The sequence below is a fragment of the Pseudomonas sp. MPR-R2A5 genome (assembly GCF_058793055.1).
In genome coordinates, this window is sequence record NZ_JBXAFK010000038.1 from 66,706 (window position 1) to 80,353 (window position 13,648).

Below are 13,648 nucleotides of genomic sequence, written 5' to 3' on the forward strand. Positions count from 1 at the left end.
CTTTCGTGATCACCAAACGGCAAGATGTGGCAGGATCCTACAAGATAGGTCGAATAATCCCATTTGGCAGTGTTTCGGACCTGATCGCTCCCCTGTGGCTGCTGTGGCAGCGGGCTTGTTGTGGCGAGCGGGCTTGCCCCGCGTTGGGCTGCGAAGCAGCCCCAAAACACAGCCCCGGGAGCAGCCTGGCACACCGCAGCGTTCTTATTGGGGCTGCTGCGCAGCCCAACGCGGGGCAAGCCCGCTCGCCACAACAGGCCCGCTTGCTACAACAAGCCTGCTTGCTACAACACACCCGCTTGCCACAGTTACCGTGTTCCTCCTTGACAGACTGGCATCAGGGCTTGCCCGCGTTAGGTTGCTTCGCAGCCCCCAGCTGCCTCAATTCTGACGCTCTTGCTCCAACGCCTCTTCCAGCGCCTGCGCCTTTTGCCCGCGCGTCTTCATCTCGCTCACAATCACCGCCACCACAATCAACGCCGCCCCCAGCATCGCAATCGGCGAGAACCGCTCGCCAGCGATCCGCCCCACAACGCCTGCCCACACCGGTTCCCCGGCATAGATCAACGTGGCCCGTGTCGGCGAAACGCTCTGCTGCGCCCAGTTCATTGCGACCTGGATCACCGCACTGGTCAGGCCCAGGCCCACGGCGCTGAACAGCAGCAGCCAGGAGAACCCCGGCAACGCTTCGCCCATCGGCACCACCATCAGGAACGACAGCAGCGACGCCGTTGCCAGTTGCACCACGGTCACCCGGCGTACGTCTACCTGCCCGGCAAACGCACTGATCAAAATGATCTCGGCGGCTATCGCCACCGCACCGATCAAGGTCGCGATCTCCCCAGCGCTGAAATTCAGCGATGCCCCAGCCGGCCCGGTCAACAACATCAACCCGGCAAACGCCAGCATGATGCCAATGCTCGGCATCAACCCCGGACGACGGCCCAGCACCAGCCATTGCAGCAACGGCACAAACGGCACATACAGCGCGGTAATGAACGCCGATTGGCTGCTCAAGATCGTCTGCAGGCCAATGGTCTGCAAGCCATAGCCGAACATGATCGCCACGCCGATAAACACGCCCGCCTTCAGTTCGAACAACGTCAGGTCGCGTAAGGTCCGCAAGGAAAAGAACCCCACCACAACCGCCGCCGCGGCAAAGCGCAGGCCCACGAAAAACATCGGCCCGCTGACGGTCATGGCGTGTTGCACCAGCAAAAACGTGCCGCCCCAAATCATCGTGATAAACACCAGGATGCATTCGGCTTTGCTGAAGCGGTTGAAACGCGGGGAGGATTTCGGGGTGGTCATGGCGGCTCGGTCTTGCAAGGGAAAGGCACGGACCGCACAATGCGCCGCACGCTGGGCAGTATACTGCGCACACCCACCCATTGAGCAATATAGTGCACAAAGAAAATCCACAACGGGCTTCGGTCCTGCAGCACGTCAGCCAGAACGTTCGTCGCCTGCGTCATGCTGCCGACATGAGCCAGACTGCGCTTTCGGAAAAGTCCGGGGTCAGCCGGCGCATGCTGGTGGCCATCGAAGCGGGGGAGAAGAACGTCAGCCTGTCCACCCTCGACCGTGTGGCCGAAGCGCTGGATGTGGCGTTCAGCGACCTGATCCAGGCGCCGGATGTGCGCGATCACAGCCGCATCAACGAGCTGGCCTGGGCCGGCGAAATCGACGGCAGCAAGGCGGTGTTGCTGGCCAAGGCCACGGCGCGGCGTGAGGTCGAATTGTGGGAGTGGCGCCTTGAGCCGGGTGATCGCTATTGCCCGGACCCCGACCTGGAAGGGTGGAGCGAGCAACTGTTCGTCTTCGAGGGCAGCCTGACGTTGGTGGTCGGCGACCAGGAAAACACCATCGGTGCCGGCGAATTCTTCATGTTCGCCAGCCACCAGCCCCATGCCTATCGCAATGACGGCCACGTTGCCGTGCGCTTTGTGCGCAATGTGGTGATCTAACTGTTTGCCAGCCAACAGTGGATGGACACTTTGCTGGTTTGAAACCGCGGTTGCGCGCCCGTATACGCAGCAACCCACTGATTTTACTGACGATTAAATTCAGGCACGACTCCTGCAATCACTCCAGCATCCCCTCGGAGCCTGGAGTCGGCCCATGTCTGCCCACCCTCAACACCCTGCCCATATCATCCGCTCGGACGCGGAAGCCATCGAGGTCGCCCAGCGCCTGGCCGAACGCTTTGCGGTCGACGCCAGTGCGCGCGACCGTGAGCGGCGCCTGCCGCTTGCCGAGCTTGACGAGTTTTCCGCCAGCGGCTTGTGGGGCATCACCGTTCCCAAAGCCTACGGCGGCGCCGAGGTGTCCTATGTGACCGTGGCCGAGGTGATCAAGTTGATCTCCGCTGCCGACCCGTCACTGGGGCAAATCCCACAGAACCATCTGGGTGTGGTGGATATCCTGCTGCAAACAGCCACCGAGGAACAAAAGCGACACTACTTCGGCAAGGTCCTGGCCGGTTACCGTTTCGGCAATGCGTTCTCCGAGGCCAAGAGCAAAAACGCCGGCACCTTCGATACCCAGATCCGTTTTCACGGCGACACCGCACAGATCAATGGCGAGAAGTTCTACTGCACCGGTGCGCTGTTCGCCCATCTGGTGCCCACCGTTGGCAATAACGAGCACGGCCAGGCGTTTATTGCCTTGGTTGAACGCGATGCGCCAGGCCTCACCGTTATCGACAGCTGGGACGGCTTCGGCCAGCGCACCACCGCCAGCGGCGGCGTGACCCTCGATGGCGTAACCGTGCCCCTCAGCGCGGTGATCCCCGCTCACCAGGCCTTCGATCAACCCACCGCCAACGGCCCGATTTCACAGATCATCCAGGCGGCGGTCGACACCGGCATCGCCCTGGGCGCCCTTGAACAAGCCAAAATCTATGCGCGCCAGGCGCGACCCTGGATCGACAGCCAGCAGGATCACGGCTGGCAAGACCCGTTCACCATCGCCGCCATCGGCGATCTGGAATGGCGTGTGCACGGCACCGAAGCCATCCTCGCCAAGGCCGGCAAGGCTGTGGACCTGGCCCTGGCCGAACCGAATGAAGACACCGTCGCCAACGCTTCACTGATCGTCGCCCAGGCCAAAGTCCTGTCGGCCGAAACCGCGTTGCTCGCCAGCAGCAAGCTCTTCGAACTGGCCGGCACCCGCTCCGTCACCGGCAAACACAACCTTGACCGCTTCTGGCGCAACGCACGCACCCACACCCTGCACGACCCGGCCCGCTGGAAATACCACCTGATCGGCAATTTCGTGCTCAACGGCGTGAAGCCCGCGCGCCACGCCTGGAACTGAGGATTGACCATGACCGCACTGAGCCTTGCGCGCCAACTGTTGGACAGCACCCGCCGCCATGTCGAGACAAGCGATGACCCCTATGTCATCAGCCGCTTCGGTGATCTACAGATCCGCATCGACGTGGCCGCCGCCCTGCTGGAACGCGCTGAAACCCACCCCAGCCCGGTGGCCGCCACCGAAGCGCAGATCGCCGCCGCCGAAGCCCTCATCGCCGCGAGCAACGCCGAATTCGAACTGACCGGCCAACGCACCGAACTGCCGTCGAGCCTCGATGACCCGTTGCGCTGGAAATACCAGATCGTCGGCAACTATTACCTCAACGGAGTGCTTTGATGTCCCGTGAAATCCGCTTGAATGCCTTCGACATGAACTGTGTCGGCCACCAATCGCCCGGCCTGTGGGCGCACCCGCGTGACCGTTCGTGGCAGTACAAGGACCTGGAGTACTGGACCGACCTGGCGAAAATCCTTGAGCGCGGCAAGTTCGACGGCTTGTTCATCGCCGACGTGCTGGGTATCTACGATGTGTACAACGGCAATGGCGACGCGGCCATCCGCCAGGCGACCCAGGTGCCGGTCAACGATCCGTTGTCGCTGATCGCGCCGATGGCGCTGGTCACCGAGCATCTGGGCTTCGGCCTGACTGCCTCGCTGTCCTTCGAGCATCCGTATCCATTTGCCCGTCGGCTCTCCACCCTGGATCACCTGACCAAGGGCCGTATCGGCTGGAACATCGTCACCTCCTACCTGGAAAGCGGCGCCAAGAACCTCGGCCAGAAAGCCCAGACCGAACACGACGCGCGCTACGACTACGCCGAGGAATACCTGGAGGTCTGCTACAAACTCTGGGAAGGCAGTTGGGAGGAGGGCGCCGTGTTGCGCGACCGCGAGCGCCGGATTTTCAGCGACCCGAGCAAGATCCACGAGATCCGTCATGTCGGCAAACACTTCCAGGTGCCCGGTATTCACCTGTGTGAACCCTCGCCGCAGCGCACGCCGGTGCTGTACCAGGCCGGTGCGTCCAGCCGTGGCAAGCAGTTCGCCGCTGAACAGGCCGAGTGTGTGTTCGTCGCCGCGCCATCTAAAGTCTTGCTGAAAAAGACCGTTGCCGACATCCGCCGTCGTGCCGCCGAGGCCGGGCGTGATCCGAAGAAAATCCTGATCTTCAACCTGCAGACGGTGATCGTCGGCGAGACGGATGCCAAGGCCAAAGCCAAGTTCGACGAGTACAAATCCTACGTCAGCTACGAAGGCGCGATGGCGCTGATCTCCGGCTGGACCGGTATCGATTTTAGCCAGTTCAAACCGGATGAACCGCTCAAGCATGTGCATACCAACGCCATTCAATCGGCGGTGGAAGCCTTTTCCACGGCAGACCCGAACAAGGTCTGGACGCCCAACGAGCTCGCCGATTGGGTCGGCATCGGCGGTTTTGGCCCGCTGTTTGTCGGTGGTCCGGAAACCGTGGCGGATCTGTTGCAGGAGTGGGTGGAAGAAACCGATGTGGATGGCTTCAACCTGGCCTATGCATTGACTCACGAAACCTTCATCGACGCCGTGGAGTTGCTGGTGCCGGAGTTGCAGAAGCGCGGTGTGTACAAGACTGAATATGCCCAGGGCACGTTGCGCGAGAAGTTATTTGGCAACGGAGCAAGGTTGTCGAGTTCCCATCCAGGCAGTGGTTACAGGATTTTGGAAGGTTTGCAGTGAGACAAGTACACATATGATCCTGCTGTGTAAATGGTTCAGCGGGGGATGTGATAAAGATCGCAAACCCCGCATGAAAGATAAACGCCTATCGAGTAATACTGAAAACGCCATTGCGTGCTTCGGTAAAGTGTCGCCCACCACTGGGGTCGGTTGCACCGGCCACAAAGTTGAACGTTCCTGCGAAGGTTCCCGTAATGTTATTGTTACTGTCAACGTTGGGGAGTGAACGTATTGTCAACTGACCTTCTTCGCCATGGTAGATATAAGATCCACTCATGTTATAAAAAATAACACTGACCTCTTTGCTGTCTTCACTGATAGCGTAGGTGCCTGTCGGAAGGTCTCTTGAAATGAATATGGCTATTCGATAGTCGTATACGTCTGGCCTTGTCGCAAACGCTCGCGACCATCCCGCGATCTGGTTATTTGAACTGATGTATAGATTATCCTCATTAGACTCATAGCGTGCGTTGATATCGCGACTCAGGTCGCACACAACTGTCGGTGCCGCATAATTTCTTCTGCTTTCTGTGAACCCCACAAGCTCCAGAACGCCCTCACTCACGGTGACTGTTTTACCCCTGTTCTGCCCCTTGAAGTTGAAAGTCGCCTTGATTGTTTTGGTGCTATTGTCAAATGTCAGTTTCAGGCTGCCTTCGGTGGCGGTGTAGTTGATTTGAGAGAAGGGGCCTGATTTTGACCAGAGGGCATTAACGCCAGAGGTGGTAGTGAAGTCTGAAGTGATGGCGTATGTTTTGTCAGTGACGTCGCCATCGTTAGGGATAAAAAAAGAAAATTCTTGAAAGTCTTGGTTCTCATTTTTTTCGGTGCGTATGTTGAGGAGCCACTTGAGTGGCAGGTCATTCATGAATAGTGAATAGTGAACGCCATCGAATGCGTCATATTCATCTTCCTCGTCTTTGATCGTTGCAGTGCACTTTAGAGATGTGTTGGCTGAGATTTTTCCGGAAGTGTTCATGATGATTCTTCCTCTGTGGGAGCATGAGGCTAAAGATTATTCGGGGGGATGTGCGACGTCTACTGTCAGGTTTGACAGGTATAGCGGGAGTTTTTTTTATTTCGAAAGATACGCTCATGCTCGTGTGGCTAAGCAGGTTTAGGTATGAGGTCGCTGTTGCTCACACCGACGGCTTAGTTGGCTTTCTGTTGCTCCAGCAACAGTTGATATGCACTTTGTTCAACGAGGCTCCTGCCCGTCGTTGTAGGCCTATGAATTAGCTGAGTTTGAAGGCAATTCTGCATTGGCATAGTTAATGCTTTGCTCTGATTGCTATTTACCGTTACCGCTTGACCCCAGACAGCCAGCGGACCACCGCACGCTTAACTCCCAGTAGGAGCTTTACCCCTATGAGCGTGCACGTACTAAAAAGCCCGCTGGCCCTGGAATGGCCCGCCGAGCGGCTCGGCAACCTGCCCAACGCGCTGGAACAGCTGCACCACTGGGCGCAGACCACGCCGCTGCACACCGCCTTGCGCCACAAGCGCCAGGGCCAGTGGTATGCGTGGCGCTGGATCGACGCCTTGCGAGATGTGGAACGCCTGGCCGATGGCTTGCGTCAGCAGGGCTTTGACGAGCAATCGCGCTTGGCCCTCAGCGGGGCGTTCGAGCCGAACCTGTTGCTCCTGGCTCTTGCGGCTCAAGCCATCGGCGGGCAAGTTCTGACCCTGGCCGATGACTTGGAGCCCGAAGCGCTGCAACAACATTTATGGCGCATCCGTCCCACCCATGCCTACACCCAGGACCGTCAGCAAGTGCGGCATTGGCAGTCGGCCAACCTGCTGGATTTTGCCCCGTTGCTCGGCCCGATCGACCCGACGCAGCACCTCGTACGCTGGTGGCAACCCAGCGGCGAAACCGCGTTGTGGAGCGAAGAGGGCACCCACTGGGAGGGGGGGCTGGCGGTGGTGTTGGAGCAATGGCTGAACAGCGGCCATGGCCTGGCCTTTCCGGAAAGCCTGGCCTCGGCGCGGCGCGATCGCAGCGAAGTCGCCCCCACCGGCTTGCTGTTGTCACCCGCACGCTTGCAGCACCTGGCCGACGAAATCGAAAGTCGCCTTGCACCCCATGGCACCTGGCGTCGGCGCCTGTGCGACTGGGCCATCGCCCACCCGCAAAGCGGCCTGCGTCGCCTGTTGAAAAACCGTGTGCGCAAGCTGCTCGGCTTTCAGCGCCTGGCTTACATCTGGCAACCCCACACATCCACCCCTTCGCCGGTGTGGCTGGCGGAATTCAAACGGGACATCGCATGAGCCAAGCCATTCTCCAGGTGCGGGATATCTCGCTGTCGTTCAAGGGCGTCAAGGCGATCAATGCCTTGTCCTTCGAGGTGGCGCGCGGCGAGATCTGCGCGCTGATCGGTCCCAATGGTGCCGGTAAAAGCTCATTGCTCAATGTGCTCAACGGCGTGTACCGCTTCGATGCTGGCGAGATCGTCTTCGAAGACCAGCACTTCCAGCGCATCGACCCGCTGGGTGCCGCGCGCCGGGGCATTGGTCGCACCTTCCAGAACAACGCGCTGTTCAAGAAGATGAGCGTGCTCGACAACATCCTTACCGGCCTGTCGCGGCATATGCGCAGCCGTTTTATTGAACAAGCCCTGGGCTTGCCGCGCGCACGCCGGGAAGCCGAAGCGTTCCGCCTGCGCGCCCAGGGCATTCTCGAGTTTCTTGAGTTGCAAGCTCAGCGTGATGTGCTGGTGGGCAACCTCTCTTATGGCCTGCAGAAGCGTGTCGAGTTGGGCCGGGCATTGATCGCTGGGCCTAGCCTGTTACTGCTCGACGAACCCATGGCGGGCATGAACGCTGAGGAAAAACAGGAAATGGCACGCTTCGTCGCCGATGTGAACCGCGACCTGGGCACCACCGTGGTGTTGATCGAGCACGACATGGGCGTGGTGATGGGCCTGTCCGACCATGTGGTGGTGCTCGACTACGGGCGCAAGGTCGGCGACGGAACCCCCGCCGAGGTACAGGCCAACCCCGATGTGATCGCGGCTTATCTCGGAGTGGCAAACGAATGACGTTCTTCTTCGAAACCCTGCTCGGCGGCCTGCTGGCCGGCACCATGTATTCGTTGGTCGCCATCGGCTTCGTGCTGATCTACAAGGCCAGCGGTGTGTTCAATTTTGCCCAGGGCTCGATGCTGCTGTTTGCCGCGCTGACCTTCGTCAGCCTGCATGACCAGGGCGTGCCGTTTGCCCTGGCACTGCTGCTGACGGTGATCGTGATGATCGTCGGTGCCTTGCTCATCGAGCGCCTGGTCCTGCGGCCCTTGGTGAACCGTTCGCAGATCACCCTGTTCATGGCCACCCTTGGCCTGTCGTTCATCATCGAGGGCCTGGCCCAGGGCTTGATGGGGTCCCAGGTGCGTGCACTGGACCTGGGCATTGATGACGTGCCGCTGTTCATCGGGCCGCTGATGCTCAGTCAGTTCGATCTGATCGCGGCCGCGGCTGCCGTGTTGTTGGTGACGGTCCTTGCGCTGCTGTTCAACAAGACCCGCATCGGTGTGTCCCTGCGTGCGGTGGCGGATGACACCACGGCGGCGCTGTCCATCGGCATCAACCTCAACCGTATCTGGCAGATCGTCTGGGCGGTGGCGGGGATTGTCGGGCTGGTGGCCGGCTTGCTCTGGGGGGCGCGCCAGGGCGTGCAGTTTTCGCTGTCGCTGGTGGTGCTCAAGGCCCTGCCGGTGCTGATCATCGGCGGCTTTACCTCGATTGGCGGGGCCATCGTCGGCGGGCTGATTGTCGGCGCGGCGGAAAACCTTGCCGAGGTGTATATCGGCCCGTTGATCGGCGGCGGCATCACGCCGTGGTTCGCCTATGTATTGGCCTTGGCCTTCCTGTATATCCGTCCCGCCGGCCTGTTCGGCGAGCGCGCCATCGAGCGAGTCTGAAACCATGTCGATTCCCGTTGCTCAACAAACCGCGCCGTTGTTGCTGGTACAGCGACGCGTGCCCTGGGGCCTGATCGGCCTGCTGGCCCTGGCCTTTATCGTGGTGCCGCTGTGGGGCAATGACTATTGGCTCAATGCGATCCTGATCCCGTTCCTGGTGCTGTCCCTGGCCGGGCTTGGCTTGAATCTGCTGACCGGCTATACCGGGCAAACCTCGGTCGGCGCGGCGGGTTTCATGGCCGTCGGCGCGTTCGCGACCTACGGTTTCCTGTTACGCCTGCCGGAGCTGGGCCTGCCGCTGGCGCTGCTCGGTGGGGGGATTATCAGTGCGTTGGTCGGTTTGCTGTTCGGCTTGCCCAGCTCGCGGATCAAGGGCTTCTACCTGATGGTCACCACCCTGGCCGCGCAGTTTTTCCTGGAGTGGCTGTTCGTCAAGTTTCCCTGGTTCTACAACTACGGCTCGTCCGGGACCATCTCTGCGCCGAAGCTGGCGCTGTTCGGCCATGACCTCAACACGCCGCTGGGCCGCTATTGGCTGACGTTGGTGACGGTGCTGCTGTTGACCTGGACCGCCATCAACCTGGTGCGCAGCCAGGTCGGGCGCAATTGGATGGCGATCCGCGACATGGACACCGCCGCCGCCGTGGTTGGCATCCCGGTGGTGCGCTACAAGCGCCTGGCGTTTGCGGTCAGCTCGTTTTACCTGGGCATTGCCGGCGCGCTGTGGGCGTTCGCCTACCTGGGCACGGCCAGCGCCAGCAGCTTCGATATCAATCGCTCATTCCAGATCCTGTTCATCATCATCATCGGCGGCATGGGCAGCATCGCCGGCAACTTCGTGGGTGCGGCGTTTATCAGCCTGCTGCCGATTGTCCTCAGCCATGCCGGGCAGGCGCTGTTCGGCGGTTCGGTGGACGCGGGGCAGTTGCAGAACCTGCAAAAAATCATCTTTGGCGTGTTGATCATCGTGTTCCTGATCAAGGAGCCCGAGGGCTTGATCCGCCTGTTGCACAACCTGCGTGACCGTGTGCGGCAGTGGCCGCTGCGTTTCTGACATTCCTCCAAGAGAATCCTTATGCGTGCATCCTTGAAACGTTCCTTGATCGGCGCCGCGTTTACGTTGGCAACCCTGGCCGGTGCTGTCCCCCAAGCGATGGCCTCGCCGGACCAGCAATTCATTCCCCTGGCCACCTATCGCGTGGGCGCCTACGCGTCCAGCGGTGTGCAGGTGTGGGCCGGGATGATCGACTACCTGCGTTATATCAACGAGGTCGAAGGCGGCATCAATGGCGTCAAGTTGGTGTGGCAGGAATGCGAGACCGAGTGGACGGCGGAGAAAGGCATCGAATGCTACGAGCGCTTCAAGCATGGCCTGGAGGGCGCGCCGGTCGCGGTGTACCAGCCCAATGGCGCGCCGGCGGCCTATGCGCTCAGCGAAAGGGCAGAGGTGGACAAGATCCCGCTGATCACCCTCGGTTACGGGCGCACCGAAGCCACCGACGGTACGGTGTTCCCGTATAACTTTCCGGTGATGCTGACGTTCTACAGCGAGGCGTCGACCCTGGTGAACTACATCGCCCAGCGCGAGGGTGGTTTCGACAAGCTCAAGGGCAAGAAGATCGCCACGGTCTACCACGACTCGGCCTACGGTCGCGAAACCCTCGGCCCGTTGAAGTTGCTCGCCGAAAAATACGGTTTTGAAAATATCCAGATTCCGGTGGCCGACCCGGGCAACGAACAATCGGCGCAATGGCGCCAGGTCCGCCAGGCCAACCCGGACTGGGTGTTCCTGCGCACCTGGGGCGTGTCGACCCCCGTGGCGGTCAAGACCGCTGCGCGCTTCGGCTTCCCGGTGGACCATATCATCGGCGATATCTGGGCCAGTTCCAGCGAAGACGTATTGCCCGCAGGCGCCGCCGCCAAGGGCTACCTGGCCCTCACGCCGTACCCGGCCGGCAGCGACTTCGAGATCCACAAACGCCTCAAGCAATCCGTCCTCGACAAGGGCCACAGCGACCTCAAGGACCTGAAGAACTTCGGCAGCGTGTACTACAACTCCGGCCTGGTGAATGCTGCCGTGGCGGTGGAGGCGATCCGCACGGCCCAGGCCAGGTTCGGCCAGCGCCCGCTCAATGGCGAAGAAGGCCGCTGGGGCCTGGAGCACTTGAATATCGACGACGCGCGCCTCAAGGCCATGGGTTACCTGGGCCTGATGCAGAACCTCAAGCTGTCGTGCCGCGACCACGAAGGCGGCGGCTCGGCGCGGGTACAGCAGTGGGACGGTGCTCAGTGGACGCTGGTCAGCGACTGGATCGCCGCCGACCGCGCACTGTTGCGCCCGCTGATCGATGAAAAGTCCGCAGCCTTCGCCAAGGAAAAAGGCCTGACGCCACGCACCTGCACTGGGGATGAATAAACCATGAGCCTGCCTGCCGCAGAACCTGGACACGCCGCGCTGCTGACGGTCAACGACATCGAGGTCATCTACGACGGCGCGATCCTGGCGGTGGCCGGGGTGTCGCTGAGCGTGCCCAAGGGCGCCATCGTCGCCTTGCTCGGCGCGAACGGCGCCGGCAAGAGCACTACCCTCAAGGCGATCTCCGGGTTGGTGCGTGCCGAGCGCGCCGAAGTCAGCCGTGGCGTGATCGAATACGCCGGCGTCGACCTGGCCGGTGTCGACCCCAGCCAACGTGTGCGCCAAGGCATGGTGCATGTGCTCGAAGGCCGCCATGTGTTCGGCCAGCTCAGCGTGGAAGACAACCTGCGCAGCGGTGGTTTTGTGCGGCGCCTGAGCCGCAAGGCCATGGAACACGACCTGGAGCGCATCTACGCCTGGTTCCCCCGGCTCAAGACCAAGCGCCACACCCGCGCCGGGCTGACCTCCGGTGGCGAGCAACAGATGGTCGCCATCGGCCGGGCGTTGATGACCCGTCCTACTTTGGTACTGCTCGACGAGCCGTCCATGGGTTTGGCGCCTATGATCGTGCAAGAGATCTTCGAGATCATCGCGCAGCTCAACCGCGAGCAGCAGGTGAGCTTCCTGGTCGCCGAGCAGAACATCAACGTGGCGCTCAACTATGCGTCCCACGGCTACGTGCTGGATACTGGGCGGGTGGTCCTGAGTGGCAGCGCCGCCGAGTTGCTGGCGCGGGGCGATTTGCGTGACATTTATCTGGGTAAACAGTAAGGGCGAATCCGCATGAGTGAAACCATCCGCAACGCTGATGTCCTGATCATCGGCGGCGGCCTGAGCGGCACGATGCTGGCTGTGCAACTGCTGCGCCTGCCTGGCCAACGGCAAATCCTGGTGATCGAACCGCGCCGCGAACTCGGGCGTGGCGAGGCCTACAGCGCGGTCGAGTTGGGCCACACCTTAAATGGCAATGCGGCGCGCATGAGTGTCGACCCGGACAATGCCGACGACCTGACCCAATGGCTCACCGACTACATCGGTGCGGGCGGTTGGCCTGAGTCCGACCAGCAGCACGTGCCCATCAGCGAACTGTTCCCGCCACGCGGCATTTTTGGCCTGTATGCGCAGCAACGGTTGGCTGAAGCCAAGGCGTTTTCGGCGTCCACCGTCGAGCATATCCGCGCCGAGGTGGTCGATCTGCAAGTCGAGGACGAGGGGGTATTGCTGACCCTCGACAACGGCCAGCAACTGCGCGGTGCCCAAGCGGTGTTGGCCACTGGCATGTTCCCGGCGGCGCGCACGCCCCAGACCGAGTCCAGCGGTTTGAACGCTGCGGCCGTCGACCCGTGGGACGTGCAGGCCATGACCCAGATCGACCCGCAGGCGCCCGTGCTGATCATCGGCTCCGGGCTGACCATGGTGGATGCCGTGGTGTCCCTGGAACAGGCCGGGCATCGTGGGCCGATCGAGGTGTTTTCCCGTCACGGCCTGCTGCCCCATGTGCGCCGGCAACCGCCCAGCTGGGAAGACTTTCTCGGCGCGAACCACAACCTGCGAAGCCCTCGGCAACTGCTGCGCGAGGTGCGTCGCCAATGCCGCCTCGCGCTGGAGCAGGGTATCGATTGGCAGGCGCCGTTGGACACGGTGCGCGCCCATATCGGCCGGTTGTGGAGCCAGGCCAGCGAGGGCGAGAAGCGTCAGTTCGTGCGGCATGTGCGGCCATGGTGGGAAAGCCATCATCACCGTTCCCCGCCGTTGAGTGCGCAGTTGGTGGCCAGGCTGCATGAGGAGGGGCGGTTACGGATTCAAGCGGCCTCGTACAAGGGGCTGGAGCCTTCGGGCAGCGGCGTGACCATTCGTTTGCGCCGGCGTGGCGAACCTGCGGTGACTCTGGTGTCGGGCGCAGCCCTGATCAACTCCAGCGGCATCGAGTACGACTGGCGCCGCGTGGCCCGGCCACTGCCGCAACAGTTGCTCAAGCGCGGGTTGGTCCAGCCTGGGCCGTTGGCGTTGGGGATTGCGGCGGATGCGTCGGGGGCGGTGCTGGATGCCCAGGGCCAGGTCAGTGCGCGCTTGTTCGCCATGGGCCCGCCGTTGCGCGGGATGTGGTGGGAGAGCACGGCGGTGACCGATGTGGCGCTTCAAGCCAAGGCACTGGCTTCAACGCTGACAGAAATCTAAATGTGGGAGGGCGCTTGCCCCCGATGGCCATAAGTATCTACACAACTTTTTTCAGCGGTCTGTGGCGAGGGAGCTTGGTCCCGTGGCGGCCTTCGGGCCGACCGC

At 61.6% G+C, this 13,648-nt stretch carries 13 protein-coding genes; 11 read left to right on the forward strand and 2 right to left on the reverse strand.

What is annotated here, in order from left to right; genetic code table 11:
• Positions 1-381: 381 nt before the first annotated feature.
• Positions 382-1,311, reverse strand: a complete 930-nt coding sequence (locus AC1Q6I_RS24270) for a DMT family transporter (RefSeq protein WP_024076213.1) — start codon at positions 1,309-1,311, stop codon at positions 382-384.
• 92 nt (positions 1,312-1,403) lie between these two features.
• On the opposite strand from AC1Q6I_RS24270, the gene AC1Q6I_RS24275 reads away from it, so the two are divergent.
• From AC1Q6I_RS24275 to AC1Q6I_RS24290, 4 genes are all read left to right on the forward strand, one after another.
• Positions 1,404-1,967, forward strand: a complete 564-nt coding sequence (locus tag AC1Q6I_RS24275; protein ID WP_024076212.1) for a helix-turn-helix domain-containing protein — start codon at positions 1,404-1,406, stop codon at positions 1,965-1,967.
• Between the two features lie 154 nt (positions 1,968-2,121).
• A complete protein-coding gene (locus tag AC1Q6I_RS24280) occupies positions 2,122-3,318 on the forward strand; it encodes an SfnB family sulfur acquisition oxidoreductase (protein WP_069076523.1) in 1,197 nt (398 codons plus the stop codon).
• A gap of 9 nt (positions 3,319-3,327) precedes the next feature.
• Positions 3,328-3,654: an acyl-CoA dehydrogenase gene (locus AC1Q6I_RS24285; protein ID WP_069076522.1), complete on the forward strand. Its 327-nt coding sequence runs from the start codon at positions 3,328-3,330 to the stop codon at positions 3,652-3,654.
• Positions 3,654-5,030 (forward strand): LLM class flavin-dependent oxidoreductase, encoded by a 1,377-nt coding sequence (locus AC1Q6I_RS24290; protein WP_024076209.1) that lies wholly within the window; start codon positions 3,654-3,656, stop codon positions 5,028-5,030. The genes AC1Q6I_RS24285 and AC1Q6I_RS24290 overlap by 1 nt, the downstream gene beginning before the upstream one ends.
• Positions 5,031-5,115: 85 nt before the next feature.
• On the opposite strand, the gene AC1Q6I_RS24295 is transcribed toward AC1Q6I_RS24290, so the two are convergent.
• Positions 5,116-6,009 (reverse strand): hypothetical protein, encoded by an 894-nt coding sequence (locus AC1Q6I_RS24295; RefSeq protein ID WP_069076520.1) that lies wholly within the window; start codon positions 6,007-6,009, stop codon positions 5,116-5,118.
• Between the two features lie 389 nt (positions 6,010-6,398).
• Between AC1Q6I_RS24295 and AC1Q6I_RS24300 the strand changes: the two genes are divergently transcribed.
• Genes AC1Q6I_RS24300 through AC1Q6I_RS24330 form a run of 7 tightly spaced genes read left to right on the forward strand, consistent with a single transcriptional unit; the run spans position 6,399 to position 13,543 of the window.
• The gene (locus AC1Q6I_RS24300; protein ID WP_102625047.1) at positions 6,399-7,301 is read left to right on the forward strand and encodes an AMP-binding protein; all 903 of its coding nucleotides are present in this window, start codon (positions 6,399-6,401) and stop codon (positions 7,299-7,301) included.
• Complete coding sequence (locus AC1Q6I_RS24305; protein WP_024076206.1) at positions 7,298-8,071, forward strand: ABC transporter ATP-binding protein; 774 nt, start codon at positions 7,298-7,300, stop codon at positions 8,069-8,071. The genes AC1Q6I_RS24300 and AC1Q6I_RS24305 overlap by 4 nt, the downstream gene beginning before the upstream one ends.
• On the forward strand, positions 8,068-8,949 hold the full coding sequence (locus AC1Q6I_RS24310) for a branched-chain amino acid ABC transporter permease (RefSeq protein WP_024076205.1): 882 nt from the start codon (positions 8,068-8,070) through the stop codon (positions 8,947-8,949). The genes AC1Q6I_RS24305 and AC1Q6I_RS24310 overlap by 4 nt, the downstream gene beginning before the upstream one ends.
• A 4-nt stretch (positions 8,950-8,953) precedes the next feature.
• Positions 8,954-10,003, forward strand: a complete 1,050-nt coding sequence (locus tag AC1Q6I_RS24315) for a branched-chain amino acid ABC transporter permease (protein WP_024076204.1) — start codon at positions 8,954-8,956, stop codon at positions 10,001-10,003.
• 21 nt (positions 10,004-10,024) lie between these two features.
• Positions 10,025-11,365: an ABC transporter substrate-binding protein gene (locus tag AC1Q6I_RS24320; RefSeq protein WP_024076203.1), complete on the forward strand. Its 1,341-nt coding sequence runs from the start codon at positions 10,025-10,027 to the stop codon at positions 11,363-11,365.
• Positions 11,366-11,368: 3 nt separating this feature from the next.
• Positions 11,369-12,136 (forward strand): ABC transporter ATP-binding protein, encoded by a 768-nt coding sequence (locus tag AC1Q6I_RS24325; RefSeq protein ID WP_102625048.1) that lies wholly within the window; start codon positions 11,369-11,371, stop codon positions 12,134-12,136.
• 12 nt (positions 12,137-12,148) lie between these two features.
• Entirely contained in the window at positions 12,149-13,543 is a 1,395-nt protein-coding gene (locus AC1Q6I_RS24330) for an FAD/NAD(P)-binding protein (protein ID WP_102625049.1), read from the forward strand.
• The last annotated feature ends 105 nt before the right edge of the window (positions 13,544-13,648 follow it).